The following is a 16,950-nucleotide window of genomic DNA, read 5'->3' as shown; positions in this document are numbered from 1 at the left end:
GCGCGCCAGACCGCCTCAGCTGCCGAGCAGGTTCAGGCCCAGGTCAACGGCAAACTTGTGCAGCTCGGCGTCATTGGTGGCGTTGAGCTTGCGCATGGCATTCACTTTCTGCGTGCTGACGGTCTGCTTCCTGCGGTCCAGCCGGGCAGCGATCTCGGCAACGGTCAGCCCATTGACGAACAGGGCCACGACTTCCTTCTCGCGCGGCGACAGTTCGGTCACGCGCCGGGCCTCCTTGCGCTGCAGCAGCTCGGCCACGCTCGGCGAAAAGTAGCGGCGGTGGGCATACACGGCCATCACCGCGGCCTGCACGTGATGCAGGTCGTCGCCCTTGCTGAGGATGCCGGACACGCCCAGCACGTCCAGCCGGTTGAGCAGGCTGGGCTGGTCCAGGCCGGTCATCACCACAATGCGCAGCTGTGCGAAATGCTGCTGCAGGTACGCCAGCAGCTCCAGGCCATCGCCATACGCACCGCCCGGCATCGCGTAGTCGGTCACCACCACATCGCAGTTCTCCCGTTCCAGCAGTGCCACCAGCGCCGTGGAGTCTTCCACCGCACCGATGCAGTGGATGGCCGGCGCCTGGTCCAGCGCGCTCTGCACGCCCAGTCGTATGACCGGATGATCGTCGGCGAGCGCAACACGGATGGCGAGCTGGATCATGAGGGGAACTGTCCGGTCGTAAACGGGATGGCTGGCAGCGCAGCAGGAAACACGAACCGCTTCAAGGAGAACGCACCATGAGTATCCGCATCGTTATTGCCGATGACCATCCTGTCATCCTTGCTGGCGTACGCGAAGCATTGGACAGGGTAGCCGACATCAAGGTTGTAGCGAGCGTAGAGGATTCTACGGCATTGGTCGAGGTGATGGACCGCTTTCCCGTGGATGTAGCGGTCACCGACTTCTCGATGCCCGGGGGCCAGTACGGCGACGGCGTCGCCCTGGTCGGCTTCCTGCGCCGCCGCTTCGCCGCCGTCCCGCTGGTGGTGCTTACCGCCGTCGGCGGCCGGCAGGTCCTGAGCAGCATACGCAGGGCAGGGGTGAACTGCATCGTGGCCAAGACCGACCCCATCGACGAATTGGCCGAGGCGATCCGCTGCGCCAAGCAGGGTGTGCGCTACCTCTCTCGCGACGTGCGCCACCAGCTGGGCGATGATGATGCGCTGCCGGCGGTGCTGACCAAGCGCGAGGCCGAAGTGGTGCGGTTGATCGCCGAAGGCAAGTCGCAGAAGGAAATCGCCGCACAGCTGCAGCGCAGCCGCCAGACCATCAGCACGCAGAAGCACTCGGCCATGGTCAAGTTGAAGCTTGATCGCACGGCAGACATCTTCGAGTACGCCGTGAGCGAAGGCATGGTTTCTGCATCACAGGGTGCACGGCTGGCCCGCGGAACCGGCAGCAAAGAAGATGACTGACGCCGTGCAAATCAGACGTCGTCCGATGGAACTGGCCGCTGCACTGGATAGGGTGATGGGAACCCCTCACTCTCATTCCGGAGCCGCCGTGTCGCGTCTGCTCGATGTTCGCATCGCCGCATTGATGTCCAGCTTCTCCCGCTTGTCGCCGCAAGGGCAGAAGCGATTCCTGGATCTTCTGAATGTGTATCTGTATGCCTCGCCCGCACAGCGCAGGCAGCTGCGCAGCACATGGCCGGACGTGGTGATCGAACCCTGTGGCTGCCATGAGGACACGCCCGCAGCCCAGGTGCGTACCGGCACCCGCTAGCCGCACGCACTTCGGCCTGGTCACTGCCAACGGATTTCGGCCCAGCGTCGCAGGTCGCTCTCGTACACGCCAGACAGGCAGCACCCGGTGAGGGTTCCAGCCCTTCCTTGCACCATGTGAAATCGACGTGAAAATCGTACACGTCAGACAGATGTCATGGCGCCTCGCAGGCATCGTTGGGGCACCACGCTACTGCCGCAGGCTTGGGCAGTGGCGTGGTTTCCCTCAACTGAAACCGCGAGAGACCATGATTTCACGCAAGCTCCTGTGTGCCGCCACCCTGCTGTGCTTGGCCCCGCTGGCCGCCAGCGCCGCCGAAGCCCACCTGACCCCGAAGTCCAACGGCGACAGCGGCGCCATGCCGTCGGGCTACAGCAAGCTGTTCTTCGAAATTTCCGACAGCGACTTTGCCGCAGAGCTGAAGCTGCCAGCCAACCCGCGCGATGGTGACCAGGTTGCGCTGACGTCCATGGCAGGACGCCGCGTCGCAATGCTGGACGCCGCAGGCACCAGCGCGGCCGATCTGGTGTACATCCCGGTGCAGCGCCTGAGCAACCTCGTGTTGGCGAAGAGTGACAGCCTTGGGCGTTGGTATGTCGGACGCGGCCTGGATGACGACCGCATTGTATTGAGGGACGGTCCGCATGCCCAGGCACCGGCTACCGAGAAGACGTTCATCGACCTGCACGTCACCCGCACCGTGTCGAGCGTGAGCCTGCCGCCGCAGGCGCCGGCGCGTGCCGTGCTGGGCCTGGTGAACTACACCCAGAATGACGTGACCATCCAAGGCCCGGAAGTGGCTGGTGGCGTGCAGACCTGCGGTGTAGCCCAGAGCTGTGGTTTTGTCTTCGATGGCGCTGATGGCCAGTGGCACGCGCGTCGTGGCCGCGCCCATTTCCAGCCGACCACCGCGCAGCTGCCGAAGATGCAGCAGCGCTGGACCGATATCGTGCTCTCCGGCCCGGCCGAAGACGTGACCACCCCGCGCAACATGACGCTGCCGGTCGAGGCCGTGGATGGCGACATCATCCAGATCACCGATCTGTCCAACTCGCGCTACTACAGCGTCAACGGCCACCCGATCAACAAGGCGACGTACCGCTATAACGCCAGCGAAGGCCGCTGGGGCTACAGCGTCTACTGATCTGCGCACACGGCGCTGGGTTCCTTGGACCCGCGCCGCCTTCCCTCCGCTTGCCGAGAGAGTTTTTCCATGAAGCCTTCCCTGTTGGCGCTGTGCGCCATCACTGCGTGTGCGCTGCCGTCGGTGGCCACCGCTGAAACCGAAGCCGGCTACTACGCTTCCGTCCGCGTCATCGACGCCCACCACCAGGCCCGCAGCATGGACGCCAGCGCCCGCCCGGGCATCGGCCAGTTCGTTGCTGGTGACCAGAAGCAGAACTTCGCCACCGGTTCGCTGGCCTTTGGCCGTGGCTACGGCAATGGCTGGCGTACCGAGGGCGAATACGTGGCCCGCCGCAGCGATACTTACACCAGCGGTTCCAGCATCTTCGCCACCAGCTTCAACCACCATCAGGTACGTTCGCAGCGGCTGATGCTCAACGCCTACCGCGATGTCGCCTTCAACGAGGCCTGGTCGGCGTACGGCAGTGCCGGCCTGGGCCTGTCGCAGATCGAGTCCGGCGGCTGGCAGGGCAACGAAGGCCGCCAGTACGCCAAGGCGACCCGCACCGGCCTGGCCTGGTCGCTGGGTGCAGGTGTTTCGTTTGCCGCCAGCGATGCACTCACTGTGGACCTGGGCTATCGCTATGCGGACCTGGGCAGCACCGAAAGTGGCTGGAACACCTTCGGCAATGCGCGCGGCCTGCAGGACGAGAAGATGCAGCTGGACCTGGTGTCGCGCGAGGTGACGCTGGGCCTGCGCTACGCGTTCTGAACCGATTTCGTCGCGGCACGGCCAGTCAGGACTTCTCGTCGTGGTCCTATGCCTTGCCAGTCGCGACGTCTCTAGCATTTCCCCTCGAAGGGAATGCCCTTCGTTCAGGCCGGGCGCAACGCGGCTTGAAGGCAAACAACCAAAACCCATCAGGAAACTCAACATCGTGAACAAGCTTGCAATTGCTCTGACCGCCGCGCTCTCGCTGGGCGCTGCCGCCTCGGCCTCGGCGGCTGATGGCACCATTACCTTCAATGGCAAAGTCGTCGCTGCTACCTGCAAGGTGGAAATCGGCGACGGCGGCTCGTCGGCCACCATTGCGCTGCCGGACATCAGTACGGGCGCTGCCGATGGTCCCGATGCGGGCCGGCGCACCTTCAGGATCAGGCTGTCGGCTGACACCGCTACTGGCGCGGCCTGCGACAAGGACACGGCAAAGCTCTACGTCTACAAGAGCACCGTCAACGCAAATGGTCACCTTGCAAATCAGCACACCGCTACCGCGGACGACCCGGCGTCCAACGTCTCGCTGAAGCTGTCGCGAATCGTATCCGGCGTCGAAACGGACCTCAATCTGCAGACTGCCGAGCTGACCGCGAGCAAGGATTCGGCTGCATTCGATTACGAGTTCGCCACCCGCTATCAGAGAACCGGTGCAACAGGTAGCACCACCGCAGGTAGCTTCACCTCGCAGCTGATGTTCGACGTCGAGAACTACTGATCTGATTCGCAGAAGGGTTGGGGCAGGGCCGTGGGCTTGAAATCCCACGACCCTGCCAACCGGGTCCAGGAGATAGCGATATGACCACATTCTTCCGCAATGCCGTTCGCTGCGCTGCAGTCGTGCCGCTGCTTGCCGCTTCGCTGCTGGCCCAGGCCAACGTGGTAGTGGAAGGGACGCGTGTCATCTACACGGCCGATATGAAAGAAGCGTCCGTTCGGATTCAGAATGCCGGTCAGGTCCCGAGCCTGGTACAGGTCTGGGTGGATGAGGTCGGTGTGAAGGCCGACCCCAGCACCACGCGTGCCCCGTTCGTCGCGTTGCCTCCATTGCTGCGTGTGGACGCCGGAAAGAGCCAGGTGCTGCGGCTGCGCAAGATCGGCGGTGAGCTGCCGCAGGATCGCGAGTCCGTGTTCTGGCTCAACATCCTCGACGTTCCGGCTGCCGAGAAGCGTGGGCCGGGCTCTGCACAGCTGCAGATTTCAGTGCGGAACCGAATCAAGCTCTTCTACCGCCCGCAATCGCTGGCCAAGCAACCGGTAGGCGGCACCGTCGAGAAGTTGGAATGGGCGGTTGTGCCGCACGAAAGTGGCTGGGCCTTGCAGGTACACAACCCCAGTGCCTACCACGTCAGCCTGATTCGTGCCGAAGTCATCAATGGCAAGGACAGCGTGGAAGCACAGGGCATCGCCATGATGGCTCCGTTGACCACGCAGTACTTTGCCTTGCCGCGCCATCCCGGCGCATCCTCCGGCAGCGTGAAATTCAGGTTCGCCAGCGAGCATGGCGCGCTGATCGAGCACACCGCTCCGCTGCGCACTCCCTGATCCGTCAACTCCTATTCCCATACTTTTGAGTGGCGCCTGTCCGGCGAGGGACGGGACAGGTGTCCTCTCGCCCAAGGAAGTCCGACATGAAGCGTCATCATCGGCAAAATCTCATGCGGCGCCGACCGTTGGTCGCCGCTGTCGTGGCGGCGCTGTTGCCGATGCCTGTGCTGGCCGCCCCGAAGGTTGAGTTCAATGCGGACATGCTGTTCGGCAATGCGAGCGGCATTGATCTGGAGCGCTTCGAGCGTGGCAGCCTGCTGCCGGGTACGTACAACGCCGACATCCTGCTCAATGGCGAACTGCTTGGGCGAATGGATCTGACGGCACGGCTTGCGGAAGACGATGGCGTGCGCATCTGTCTGTCCCCGGCGATATTTGAGATGCTCAGCCTGAACGAGGCGCGCTTGGCCGCAGCGCGCAATGAATCCGAAGAAGGCGCTTCCAGACCTTTGCCGCTACCGACCGAGGAGGCCTGCCGGCCACTGTCGGACTATGTACCTGGTGCGTCTGAAGCGTTCGATTCAGGCGAGCAGCGTCTAGATATTTCGGTCCCCCAGATCTACCTGCTGCGCACACCGCGTGGGTGGGTTGACCCCGCACTGTGGGAAAGCGGGATTAATGCCGCCACTCTTGGATACAGCATCAGCCACGAACGGCAGCGCTATGGCGATCGGCAGTCCAATCATACCGGCATGACCGTCGACGCCGGCTTGAACGTGGGTGAATGGCGCCTGCGCCACAGTGGCTATCTGAGGCACGCCGGCGCCGCCGGCACCGACTACACCGCCGGCCGCAGCTATCTGCAGCGCAACCTGCCTTCGCTGGGGGCGCAGTTGACCGTAGGCGAGTCTTCAACCAGCGGCGATATGCTGCAGGGCGTGAACTACCGTGGTGTGAACATCACCACTGATGCGCGGATGCTGCCGGATGGTGCCAACAACTTCGCGCCGGTGGTGCGTGGCGTGGCACAGACCAATGCACGAGTGACCATTCGGCAGCGTGGGTTTGTGATTCACGAGACCAGCGTCGCGCCAGGCCCGTTCGAGATTGACGATCTGCAGATCTACGGCGCCAGTGGCGACATCGAGGTGGAAGTCACCGAGACTGACGGCCGTATCGAGCGCTTTGTCGTGCCGTTCACCGCCATGCCGCAGCTGCTGCGTCCTGGCCAGCAGCGCTACAGCATCACGGCCGGCGAACTGCGTGACGATCAGTTCGTGCAGAAGCCTCGCTTCATCGAGGCGACGCTGCGCAAGGGATTGAGCAATCAGTTCACCAGCTACGGCGCTGCTACCGCAGCATCGGGCTACCGGGGCATGGTGCTGGGTGGCGCGTGGTCGACGCCCGTCGGTGCGTTCTCTGGCGACATCACCTTCAGCGATGCGCGTATTCCCAGTGTCGTCGGCGGCGTCGAGCGGCGCCGCGGCCAGTCCTATCGATTGGCGTACAACAAGGCGTTGTTTGACGACAATACCAACGTCACCATGGCGGCCTACCGCTACTCCACCAGCGACTTCCTGACCCTGGCCGACACCATGCGCCTTCGTGGCAAATTGGACCAGGCATCGGGCTATGACATCGTGGGGCGTCAACGCAGTCGGCTGGACCTGACGGTCAATCAGCGCCTGCAGGAAGGCAGGGGGCAGTTGACGTTCACCGGCAGCACCAGTGACTACTGGGACCAGAACCGCCGCCAGACCAGCTTCTCATTTGCCTATGGCAGCCGTATCGGCCGCGCGAGCTATTCGATCAGCGCGCGGCGTACATTGGAGACCTCCTTGTTCTCCGGTGGCGCGGCGAAAACCACCAACAGTGTGTATGTCAGTGTGAGTGTGCCGTTGGGGGTGCCATCGAGTGCGCCGCGCCTGGATGTGAACGCAAGCCGCGATAGCGCTGGCCGCAGCGCCCTGGGTATGGGTATTGCTGGGTCCATTGGTGATGGTTGGCGGGGCAACTACAACGCCTCGCTCAGCCGTGATGGTGACCGCACCAGCTATGGGGCCAGTGCCAACTACCAGCTGCCCGTGGCCTATCTGAACGGATCCTACAATCGTTCTGCCCAGAGCAGCCGGTTGTCGCTGGGCGCCAGTGGCGGCCTTGTCATACACAGCGGCGGGCTCACCTTGGGGCAACGGTTGGGTGAAACCGTTGGCCTGCTGCATGTGCCTGGCGCCGCCGGCGCGAAGGTTGACAATGCGACAGGCGTGAAGACCGATTCGCGCGGTTATGCGGTCATTCCCTACATGAGTCCATTCCGGCGGAACGAGGTGCGGGTGGACCCCAGCGAGCTGTCGCTGGATGTCGAGCTGAGTGCTGGCGCCGTGTCTGCCATCCCGAACGCGGGCGCAGTGGTGAAGATGGTGTTGCCGACGGCCGTGGGCCGCAATGCACTGATCGAAGCGCGGCTGCCCGATGGCACTGCGCTGCCGTTTGGCACTGATGTGCTCAATGAGCACGGTGACGTGGTAGGCGTGGTCGGGCAGGGCAGCCGGCTCTGGGTGCGTGGTCTGGACCAGAAAGGCGAGCTCTTCATCATGGTGGGGCCGGACCAAGCCACCCAATGCCGCATCGCATACGACCTCGGCGTGGCGCAGACGGGTGAAATGCTGATCGAACCGTGCATCCAGAATACCCCGGAACTCCTTGTTGAACGAGGCACGCGAACTTCTCACGACAGCACACAGGAACTGTAGAGATGCTAACGAACTGGCTATCCCGTCGATATTCCCTGGCCGCGCTGGCTTTCCCGTGCATGCTGGTGCTCTCTGGTGCGGCCAACGCAGCCTGCAATGATTACAGTGGCGACTACTCGTTTTCAATCGGCAGCAGAATCACACTTGTAGCGAACGCGGTCGACGTCGGCGAGGCACTAAGCCCATGGCTGTCATCCAATCAGGTGACCACGACAGTTTGCGGCTACGGAGGGTCCTTATCCCAGGTGAATGCATTCAATGCGAGCTCGCCGGAAGTCGGCACCTTTGTTGAAGGTGGCAGCACATACAGCGTATTTGCAACCGGAGTCACTGGCATCGGAGTTGCCATCAGCGTTCGTCCGTCAATCCTGTACGAGACCACTTCATGGCCAATCAGGGCGGGCGTTGAACTGCGGCGGATTGTTGCATCTCCGCCATGGGGCGAGGGTCTGGATGTAATCCAGGACATACGTGTGCGCTTCATCAAAACAGGCAACGCGCCGGTTCAGACTGTGGCCTTGGAGAAGCTAAAGCTGCTCGATATGGAGCATCATCAGAGGACATATCGATGGTCACAGAGCCAATACCTGGGAGATGTCACGATCGAGGTTCAGCACCGGCCGCTGTGCCATGTCATGCCCAAGACGGTACCCCTTGGATTTGTCGCGCTTGCTGCGTTTCCCAATCGGTGGTCATTCGGACCGACGCGTCGGTTCACAGTTGACCTGAACTGTGAGGTGGGCGCGGGTCGGGTCAACTATTATGTGGAAGCCACGGGAGCGACGGCTGAAGTCGATTCGGGTCGCGGGGTCGTGGATGTGCAGGGAACGGCGAAGGGCGTGGGTGTACAGTTGCTGCAGCCGGGTGGGGACAACATCATTCTGGGACGCAGCTATCCATTCGGTTCCAGTGGCGCGGACGGAGCGCGTAGCGAAACATTTGGTGCGCGCTTCATTCGCACAGCGGCCGATGCGGCGGACATTGAGCCGGGCGATGCAAGCGCAACGGTGCGCTTCCGGATCGATTACCCATGAGCAGCCAGGACGCTTCATTGGAGGTGAGAGGGGGGGCTGCGCGCGCGTCGGGGCGTCCACGCTTGCGTCGACGCTTGTTTGCAGCAGGGGCGTCGGTTTGCCTTGCGCTGCTGCAGGTGGGATCAGCGTGGGGGCAAGTGGCAATTCCAACCACGCGTGTGGTGTTTCCCGCTGCGCAGAAGAGTGTTTCGGTCCCGATCCACAATCTGGGCGGATTTCCAGTGCTTGTTCAGTCCTGGATTTCCGATGGCGACCCGGACCAGTCTCCAGAAGCCTCCACCGCTCCATTCGTCCTGGCACCGCCCATGGTGAGGCTTGAACCTGGACAGTCCAAGTACATCCGGGTACAGCAGCTGGCGGCACAGGCGCCGAGTGATGAGGTGGAACACCTCTACTGGCTCAACGTTCTCGCACTTGCCCCCAAACAACACCACGCTGATCAAGGCCAGCTCGAACTGAGTGTGCGCAGTCGCTACAAGCTGCTGTTTCGCCCGGCGGGGTTGTCAAGCCGGCCGGTGAATCAGGCGGTAAGTGTGACATGGAGCGTCGACCGCGTGGATGGCGCGCGCGTCCTGGTAGCTCGCAACGCATCGGCCTACGTCCTCAACCTGGGCAGCGTGGATATCGTGTCAGGTAGAAACAGGAGCGCACTGGATAATCCACACGTCCTGCCGCATTCGACGTCCTCCATTGTGCTGCCCGATGACGTTGATGCATCGGGCGCCATCCTGGAGTTCACATGGATCGACGACGAGGGCCGCCTACACCCAGCGCGCCACCTGTTACCCTGAGTCGGCTTCCCGCCTGGATCGAGCGCACGGTCCGTCAAAAATTATGGCTTGTGTTGGGTGGGCGTGCCAATACGTATGTGCGTCCGCCCAGTTCCGCTGCGATTCTAGCGCGCCTATCGACTTCCGCAAGGAGACGCACGGCGGGTTCATCCGCGAGCGTTACCATGAAGGTGGTGCATCGTATGTCGTGTACGAGACCGGCGTGGTGGGTCGCGGCATGGCGCTTCTGGCTGAGTATAAGGGCGGTCGCCGCGCCCGCCGGTCCGCGATGGACTACGATGAAGTCGTCCTGCACGCAGGTGACAGCGGCATCGGGCCGGTGGGGCGCGATTGATGATCAATTACATGCGCACCGGCAGCATTGCCTGCGGCAGCAGCACCATCAATCGGGAGATGGTGTTCGAGTCGCGCCTGACGAAGGGCGCGCGGGGTTATTGCAGCAAAAGCTCTTGGTGGGCGCAACGACCCTGAAGGTCAAGAATCGTCCCTGCTGCCCATGCGCACGCGGGAGATCAACATGGGGGGGGGCGTGCCGGTGACCGCCTTCAAGGGAGTACGGCAGTCTTCAGCAGACCCCGGAAGCATCGAAGGCGCCCTTCGTTCTTGACCGTCCCCTGCTGCGATTGGATCCCGGGGCATCGCATGCATTGCGGATAAGGGGCATCGCCGCGCAGCTTCCGGCGGGCGAGCAGGAGCAGCTCTACTGGGTGAACGTGGTGGATGTGCCTGCACGCGAGGCCAAGGCCGATGACAACGTGGTGCAGGTGGCCATCCGCTTCCGCATGAAGCTGCTTTACCGCCCGCAGGGGCTCGGGACGCCACTGAACCCCGACGGCCAGGTGGGCATGGCAGCAGGCGTGGGCGGCCTGGCGCTGCGCAACACGGGGCGCCACTACTTCAACCTCGCCAGCATGACGCTGCTCTCCGCATCTGGCGAGCGCAGCGTGGATGCCTTCTATCTGGCGCCCGGCGAAGCCCGCACGCTGGCATTACCCGAAGGGTTTGCCGGCCCGCTGACCGAGGTTCGCTACGAATGGGTGGACGACGACGGCGTGTTGCACGCGGAGCAGCGTTTGCTCTGAGTGCCGGCATCGCGGCACCCAACGCGTCTTCTGACCTCAACACCGCCCACCGGGCGGTGTTTTTGTTTCCGGGATCGCTATCGGAAGGACGCATTCCATGTGGCGTTGAAGAGCCTCCAACTGCGTGATTGGCCGGGCTGGGCGTTCCTTTCTGGAGCGAGTCCTACGCTGCCTGTCGGGTGCGCGGTATGCCGATGAGCCCTTATCGCCCGGCGCTTTCAGCCTGAACGGCCCTCGCTTCGCCCAGGTCCGGGCTTCGCTTTGGTACTTGTCCTATGCCTGCCAATCCCTGTCGCTTCTAGCATCTCTTCTCGAAGGCAGATGCCCTTCGCTCAAGCCCCAGCACAGTGCGGCTTGAACACACAAACCCAATACCAAACACAGGAAATTCATCATCATGAACAAGCTTGCACTTGCACTGTCCGCCGCCCTTTCGCTGGGCGCGGTTGCCTCGGCTTCGGCGGCCGATGCCACCATCAACTTCAAGGGCGACATCAAGGCGTTGCCGTGCGCCATCAGCGTTGGCGCCGGTGGTACCAGCGTCGCCATGCCGACGATCACCCCGGATCAGATCACCAGTGGCGCCAGCCGTAACGTCGACTTCGACCTCAAGATGGGCACCGATGCGGGAAAGTGCCCGGCCAATACTTACACGCTGGCCTTCAAGGACAGCGCGCTGACCGACGGCATGCTGAGCAACAGCGCCACCACCGGTGCGGCAAAGAACGTGGCGCTGACGATTGTGAAAGATGGCTCCGAATTGGATCTGTCGACTGACGTGATCAATCACACGCTGGCCGCCGAGGGAGTCGTCACCATTCCGCTGCAGGCCCGCTTGGACCGGGCCGGCGTGGGCACCGTCGAGGCAGGCACTTATTCCGGCGATCTGCTGATCAACGTCACTTATTGAACGCGTGAGCGGGCCCTTCAGCACCTTGACGGGTTGAAGGGCCTGCCGGCCCTCTTTGGAGTACGAACCATGTTGAGCCATTCCCGCACCCGATTGATGGCGCCCGTGCTGGCGGCGCTTGCGGCAATCTGTGCACCCGCGCATGCGGCGGTCGTGCCCAACGCAACGCATTTCCACTTCTCTGCAAAGGAGCAGGAGTTGACCGTCCGCCTCTCCAATCAGGGCGGTTCGCCCGCGCTGATCCAGGCGTGGATCGACGACGGTGATGCCGACAGCACGCCGGAGACGGCAGCGGCGGTGCCGTTCGTCATCCGTCCGCCGGTAGCGCGCGTCAACGCTGGCGCCGAAAAGGTCCTGCGTATTGTGGCCGCAGGCGCGCCAGCCGCCAGCGACCGCGAGACGATGTACTTCTTCAATCTCCTGGATGTGCCCGCCACCACGCAGGGCGCCGATGCCGTACTGAACCTGATCGTGCGTTCACGCTTCAGCCTGACCTATCGCCCCGAGGGGCTGACGGCGGCCGGTGCCTTCAAGGCCGCCGAGCAGTTGCGCTGGTCGCTGGCCCGGGATGGACAGGGCTGGACGTTGCACGCGGAGAACCCGACGCCGTACTACGTGCATCTGGGTGGCATCGGCGACAAGGAGCGCATTGCCGCGAGCCGCGTCGCACCGTTTTCCTCCGCCACTTACCGCCTCAGCCATGCCCAGCAGGCTGCGCTCGGTACCCAGGTGACCTACCAGTTCCGCAACGAGCAGGGTGGTTTCCATACGCTGACCGTGCCGCTGCAGCGGCCCTGATTTTGCCCCGCTAATCCCCAGACCCGCTCGCCGCCAGGCTCCCTTCACGGGGGCCCTGGTTCCCCTTTGCCCAACGCCAGGACTTCGCCATGAACCGCTTCCCGACGACAACGCTGCTGCGCCAGCATCGCCTTGCCGCGGCCGTGCTCGTCGCGCTGCTGCCCGCAGCCGCGATGGCGGCGCCGACGGTGGCGTTCAACCCGAGCCTGCTGCACGGCAATATCGATGTCAGCCGCTTCGAGCGCGATGGCAACCTGCCGGGCATCTACAACGTGGACGTGCAGGTGAACGGTCGCAGCGTGGGCAAGCAGGAAGTGGAGGTGCGCGAGACCGATGGCGAGGAGCGCCTGTGCCTGCAAGCGCCGTTGTTCGACCTGCTGGGACTGGATATCAAGAAGCTGGAAGCGATGCGGGACAAGGGCGAGCAGGCCGATCTGTTGCCGTTGCCGACGGCCTCGACCTGCGAGGACCTGGGCCGCTTCATTCCCTCGGCCCAGGCGAGCCTGAATGCTGACGAGCAGATTCTGGAGATCAGCATGCCGCAGGCCTTCCTGGCCTCGCGTTCCAGCGGCTGGGTGGACCCTTCGCAGTGGGACAACGGCATCAACGCTTTCCTGCTGAATTACAGTGTGAATCACACCCGCTCCCAGTTTGGCGGGGAAAGCGCCAGCCGCACCAGTGGCAGCCTTGATGCCGGCCTGAACCTGGGCGCCTGGCGCTTTCGCCACAGCGGCTACTTTTCGCAGGTCAACGGTGACGCGCCGATGTACTCGGCCGGCACCAGCTATGCCCAGCGCGAAATCCGCCGCTGGAACGCGCAGTTGACTCTGGGCGAGGCCAGCACCGATGGCGACCTGTTCAACTCGGTCGGCTACCTGGGGGCCAACCTGCGGACCGACCCGCGCATGCTGCCGGAGACGGCCAACAACTATGCCCCGGTGGTGCGTGGCGTGGCGCAGACCAACGCGCGCGTGACCATCCGCCAGGCGGGCCACGTAGTGTTCGAAACCACCGTGGCACCGGGCCCCTTCGAGATCGACGACCTGCGCAACACCTCGCGCGGTGGTGATCTGGAAGTGGAAGTGACCGAGGCGGATGGCCGCGTCGAGTCGTTTGTGGTGCCGTATGCCGCCGTGCCGGGGCTGCTGCGCCAGGGGCAGCAGCGCAGCAGCGTGACCGTGGGCCAGCTGCGCAACGAGCAGACCGATGCGCCGATGTTCGCGCAGGCGACCGTGCGCCGCGGCGTCGGCAGCGCGGTCACCGCTTATGGCGGCGCGCTGGTAGCCGACGGCTATGCAGCGCTGCTGCTGGGGGCGGCGGTGAACACCCGCCTGGGTGCGTTCTCCGGCGACGTCACCTTCGCCGATACACGGCTGCCGGGCGAGGTGGCCGGCTTCGGCACGCGCATGCAGGGGCAATCCTATCGGCTGGCCTACAGCCGCAGTTTCAGTGCGGCCACCAGCTTTACCCTGGCGGCCTACCGGTACTCGACGGACGGCTACCTGGACTTTTCCGACGCAGCGCGCCTGCAGCGCGCACTGGCGGACGGTGAGAGTGGCGCCGGCCTTTCGCGCCAGCGCAGCCGGCTCGACCTGACCGTGAACCATCGCCTGCCCAAGGGATCGTTGTACCTGCAGGGCAGTTCAATCGACTACTGGACGGACAACCGTCGCAGCACCAACTTTTCGCTGGGCTATGCCGGCCAACTGGGGCGCGCGACGTTCAACATCAGTGCGCGTCGTTCGCTGGAATCCTCGCTGTCGGGTGGCCCGAAGAAGGCCAGCAACAGCGCGAACCTGAGCGTACACGTGCCGCTGGGGCGTGCGCCTGCCGCGCCGCGCCTGAGTGCTTCGGCCAATGGCATCGGCCGCGACACCGGGTACAACGCCAATCTGAGCGGACAGTTCGGTGCGGACCAGCAGGGGTCCTACAACCTGTCTTACGGCCAGTCGAGCCAGCAGCGGGACTTCGGTGCCAGCGTGAACTACCTGGGTCCCAAGGCAAGCGTGGGGGCGTCGTGGAACAGCAGCGACAGCGGGCACCAGCTCGGCTTGTCGGCCACCGGCAGTGTGGTGGTCCACGGTGGCGGTGCGACCTTCTCGCAGCGAACTGGCGATACCGTCGGCCTGCTGCATGTGCCGGGGGCCGCGAAGGCGATGGTGGGCAACCGCCAGGGTATCCGCACCGACAAGAACGGCTATGCGGTGGTTCCCTACCTGAGCGCGTACCGCCAGAACGAGGTCTCGGTGGATTCAAAGGGACTGTCGATGGACGTGGAACTGAAAGCCGGCTCGGTGTCGGCGGTTCCGACCGCTGGCGCGGTAGTGAAGATGATGATTCCGACGGCGGTTGGCCGCAGTGCGTTGATCGAAGCCCGGGACAGCCATGGCAAGGCCTTGCCGTTCGGCCTGGATGTCTTCGACGAGCAGGGCGTGGCGGTAGGCATCGTGGGCCAGGGCAGCCGTCTGTGGGTCCGCGGCATCAATGACAAGGGCGTGCTGCGGGTTGATACCGGCAGTGGTCCGCTGGACAGCTGCACGATTGCCTATGACCTGACCACGGCCGGCGATGAGCCGATTCACATGAGCAGCTGCCAGCGTGAAACCCGACTGGCGGACGAGTCCGGTTTGGGCACGGGCGTAGGTGCCCCCAACTGATCAAGACAGAGGTGAACAATGAACATGACGACGAAACCGGGAAGCCACGCGCGCCTACTGCTGGCGATGATCCTGGCTGGCGGTGCCCTGGCGGCCGGCGAAGCCAGGGCAGGGTGCAGCGCGGGCGACGACACCTGGGTGCCGATGAGTAATGTGTACTTCGATGATGGGTTCAAGGCCGGTGACGAGGTCAAAGGCTCTACCGGAAACACAATCCACTACAAGGTGAACTGTGATCCGTCAGAGCGGGTGGATATTACCCTCCTCTCGAGGGCGCCCTACTACGGTGAGGTCGAAGGTGTACCCACATTCAGTACGTCTGATCGGGATATCGGCCTGCAGATCGAATATCGTCATCCGACAGTTTCCGGGGGAATGTCCGACTGGAAGCGACTGGATGATATGGGAGGCGTGGCAGCCGGCGTAGCCATCCCCAACGCGGCAGACGGGACCTGGCATTTCCCGGTGCAGTACGATTTTCGCTACGTTGCAATCAATGATTTTACGGGCAACGGAACTGTGAATGGTCAAGCTCTGGCAATGGCCAACAGCCGTTCCCACTCCGGACTTTCGCTGCCCGAACCCGATGTGGAGGGATTCGGGGTGACGCGCCGCCTGTATTCCTATTGCAATTTCTCGAGTACGCCGCCGAGCACCGTGACGGTACCGACCACGGCGCCAGGCACCCTCGCGCGCGAGGGCGACACCGGGCGTGCTTCAGAATTCTCATTTGGCTGGTATTGCGTTGATGGGAATGATGGGGACTATGCCGGTGGTGGCGATTTCAGGTTCAAGTATACGAAGGCATCATCCGGCAAAACGGGGCATATCCAGAGTACCGGGACGGCCAAGGGGGCGGATCTGCTGGTCAGCATGACCGACCCTGGTACCAAGGAAGAAAAGCCGATCGAGCATGAAGTCTGGTACAGCAAGGGAAAGCCACTGCCCTACACGGGCCGGCGTGATCTTCAGGTACGATTTGTCCGCAATGGCGAAGCCACGTTGGTCCCCGGCGATGTGCAGGGGACGTTGACGATCGAGGTACTCAAATATTGAACCGCTTGGCCCAGAAACTGCTGTTGCTTGTGCTTGCCGCTGGCACAGCGCCGCCGGCGGCGGCCGACCTGCGGGTGGACGCCACGCGGGTGGTGCATGTGACAGGCGCTGACGCGCCCTCCATCCGCCTGCGCAACCAGGGGGATCGGCCCTCGCTGGTCCAGACCTGGGTAGGCGAGAGCCCAGGCGACGTTCCGCTGGAAGAGCAGCGCCAACCGTTCGTCGTCACGCCACCCGTGTTCAAGCTGGAGGCTGGCAAGCGGCGCGACATCACCATACGCCCCGCCGACACGCGTGCGCTGCCGACCGATCGCGAATCGATGTTCTGGCTGAACGTGCTGGATGTGATGGGCAGCAAGGCGGATGGCACCACCCAACCGCTGGACGTGGCCGTGCACTGGAAGCTGAAACTGTTCCATCGTCCCCAAGGTTTGCCCGGCAGCCCACGCGATGCGGCCGATGGCCTGCACTGGCAGGTGGAACATTCCGCTGCCGGAGCGATAACCCTGCGTGCGCGCAATTCCGGCCCGTATCACGTCAGCCTGGCGGGTGTGCAGCTGGGCGGCGCAGCGGTGGCGGTGACGCCCGATACGTCCACCATCGCCCCGTTCGCGGAATGGGAAAGTTCGCTTCATTCGGGGGCAACTCCGGTGGGCAACCGGCTTGAGTACCGTTGGATCGACGACGAAGGGCTGGAACACGTGGCAACCAAGGACCTGCCTGCCGGCGGCAGCTGACGTGTTGCGGCGCAGC

15 protein-coding genes and 1 pseudogene are annotated in these 16,950 nt (G+C 63.6%); 15 read left to right on the top strand and 1 reads right to left on the bottom strand.

All coding sequences use genetic code 11. From position 1 onward, the window contains the following. Positions 1–15: 15 nt before the first annotated feature. Complete coding sequence (locus tag PEM_RS09110) at positions 16–663, bottom strand: response regulator transcription factor (RefSeq protein ID WP_065177737.1); 648 nt, start codon at positions 661–663, stop codon at positions 16–18. A 77-nt stretch (positions 664–740) separates the two neighbouring features. On the opposite strand from PEM_RS09110, the gene PEM_RS09105 reads away from it, so the two are divergent. From PEM_RS09105 to PEM_RS09030, 15 genes and pseudogenes are all read left to right on the top strand, one after another. Then, entirely contained in the window at positions 741–1,418 is a 678-nt protein-coding gene (locus PEM_RS09105; protein WP_111129307.1) for a response regulator, read from the top strand. Further along, a complete protein-coding gene (locus PEM_RS09100) occupies positions 1,411–1,728 on the top strand; it encodes a hypothetical protein (RefSeq protein WP_134955340.1) in 318 nt (105 codons plus the stop codon). Before PEM_RS09105 ends, PEM_RS09100 begins: the two co-directional genes overlap by 8 nt. Positions 1,729–1,975: 247 nt before the next feature. Next, positions 1,976–2,872: a hypothetical protein gene (locus PEM_RS09095; protein ID WP_065196365.1), complete on the top strand. Its 897-nt coding sequence runs from the start codon at positions 1,976–1,978 to the stop codon at positions 2,870–2,872. Positions 2,873–2,941: 69 nt separating this feature from the next. Beyond that, the gene (locus tag PEM_RS09090) at positions 2,942–3,625 is read left to right on the top strand and encodes an outer membrane protein (protein WP_111129305.1); all 684 of its coding nucleotides are present in this window, start codon (positions 2,942–2,944) and stop codon (positions 3,623–3,625) included. A gap of 166 nt (positions 3,626–3,791) precedes the next feature. Beyond that, positions 3,792–4,346: a type 1 fimbrial protein gene (locus PEM_RS09085; protein WP_111129303.1), complete on the top strand. Its 555-nt coding sequence runs from the start codon at positions 3,792–3,794 to the stop codon at positions 4,344–4,346. A gap of 80 nt (positions 4,347–4,426) precedes the next feature. Continuing rightward, the gene (locus PEM_RS09080; RefSeq protein WP_111129301.1) at positions 4,427–5,173 is read left to right on the top strand and encodes a molecular chaperone; all 747 of its coding nucleotides are present in this window, start codon (positions 4,427–4,429) and stop codon (positions 5,171–5,173) included. 86 nt (positions 5,174–5,259) lie between these two features. Next, positions 5,260–7,869, top strand: a complete 2,610-nt coding sequence (locus PEM_RS09075; RefSeq protein ID WP_111129299.1) for a fimbria/pilus outer membrane usher protein — start codon at positions 5,260–5,262, stop codon at positions 7,867–7,869. Between the two features lie 2 nt (positions 7,870–7,871). Next, on the top strand, positions 7,872–8,903 hold the full coding sequence (locus PEM_RS09070; RefSeq protein ID WP_111129297.1) for a fimbrial protein: 1,032 nt from the start codon (positions 7,872–7,874) through the stop codon (positions 8,901–8,903). Beyond that, entirely contained in the window at positions 8,900–9,694 is a 795-nt protein-coding gene (locus PEM_RS09065; RefSeq protein WP_111129295.1) for a molecular chaperone, read from the top strand. The genes PEM_RS09070 and PEM_RS09065 overlap by 4 nt, the downstream gene beginning before the upstream one ends. Positions 9,695–10,272: 578 nt before the next feature. Beyond that, positions 10,273–10,776, top strand: a pseudogene (locus PEM_RS09055) (fimbria/pilus periplasmic chaperone); the annotation flags it as partial. Positions 10,777–11,173: 397 nt separating this feature from the next. Then, entirely contained in the window at positions 11,174–11,686 is a 513-nt protein-coding gene (locus PEM_RS09050; protein WP_111129292.1) for a fimbrial protein, read from the top strand. A 69-nt stretch (positions 11,687–11,755) separates the two neighbouring features. Beyond that, positions 11,756–12,484, top strand: a complete 729-nt coding sequence (locus tag PEM_RS09045) for a fimbria/pilus periplasmic chaperone (RefSeq protein WP_111129290.1) — start codon at positions 11,756–11,758, stop codon at positions 12,482–12,484. 89 nt (positions 12,485–12,573) lie between these two features. Next, a complete protein-coding gene (locus PEM_RS09040) occupies positions 12,574–15,141 on the top strand; it encodes a fimbria/pilus outer membrane usher protein (RefSeq protein ID WP_111129288.1) in 2,568 nt (855 codons plus the stop codon). An 18-nt stretch (positions 15,142–15,159) separates the two neighbouring features. Then, the gene (locus PEM_RS09035; protein WP_146256603.1) at positions 15,160–16,197 is read left to right on the top strand and encodes a fimbrial protein; all 1,038 of its coding nucleotides are present in this window, start codon (positions 15,160–15,162) and stop codon (positions 16,195–16,197) included. A 5-nt stretch (positions 16,198–16,202) separates the two neighbouring features. Further along, a complete protein-coding gene (locus tag PEM_RS09030; protein ID WP_065196354.1) occupies positions 16,203–16,934 on the top strand; it encodes a fimbria/pilus periplasmic chaperone in 732 nt (243 codons plus the stop codon). Positions 16,935–16,950 lie beyond the last annotated feature (16 nt).

This window comes from Stenotrophomonas sp. Pemsol (genome assembly GCF_003586545.1).
GTDB lineage: Bacteria > Pseudomonadota > Gammaproteobacteria > Xanthomonadales > Xanthomonadaceae > Stenotrophomonas > Stenotrophomonas sepilia.
The sequence above is the reverse complement of the archived record's forward strand: the minus strand, read 5'-3'. Positions and strand labels throughout refer to the sequence as shown.

Bases quoted from the DNA above. Each gene is read 5' to 3' on its own strand.
- PEM_RS09095 (WP_065196365.1), top strand. From the start codon at position 1,976: ATGATTTCACGCAAGCTCCTGTGTGCCGCCACCCTGCTGTGCTTGGCC.
- PEM_RS09070 (WP_111129297.1), top strand. From the start codon at position 7,872: ATGCTAACGAACTGGCTATCCCGTCGATATTCCCTGGCCGCGCTGGCT.
- PEM_RS09075 (WP_111129299.1), top strand. From the start codon at position 5,260: ATGAAGCGTCATCATCGGCAAAATCTCATGCGGCGCCGACCGTTGGTC.
- PEM_RS09035 (WP_146256603.1), top strand. From the start codon at position 15,160: ATGAACATGACGACGAAACCGGGAAGCCACGCGCGCCTACTGCTGGCG.
- PEM_RS09050 (WP_111129292.1), top strand. From the start codon at position 11,174: ATGAACAAGCTTGCACTTGCACTGTCCGCCGCCCTTTCGCTGGGCGCG.
- PEM_RS09110 (WP_065177737.1), bottom strand. From the start codon at position 663: ATGATCCAGCTCGCCATCCGTGTTGCGCTCGCCGACGATCATCCGGTC.
- PEM_RS09045 (WP_111129290.1), top strand. From the start codon at position 11,756: ATGTTGAGCCATTCCCGCACCCGATTGATGGCGCCCGTGCTGGCGGCG.
- PEM_RS09080 (WP_111129301.1), top strand. From the start codon at position 4,427: ATGACCACATTCTTCCGCAATGCCGTTCGCTGCGCTGCAGTCGTGCCG.
- PEM_RS09065 (WP_111129295.1), top strand. From the start codon at position 8,900: ATGAGCAGCCAGGACGCTTCATTGGAGGTGAGAGGGGGGGCTGCGCGC.
- PEM_RS09100 (WP_134955340.1), top strand. From the start codon at position 1,411: ATGACTGACGCCGTGCAAATCAGACGTCGTCCGATGGAACTGGCCGCT.
- PEM_RS09090 (WP_111129305.1), top strand. From the start codon at position 2,942: ATGAAGCCTTCCCTGTTGGCGCTGTGCGCCATCACTGCGTGTGCGCTG.
- PEM_RS09105 (WP_111129307.1), top strand. From the start codon at position 741: ATGAGTATCCGCATCGTTATTGCCGATGACCATCCTGTCATCCTTGCT.
- PEM_RS09040 (WP_111129288.1), top strand. From the start codon at position 12,574: ATGAACCGCTTCCCGACGACAACGCTGCTGCGCCAGCATCGCCTTGCC.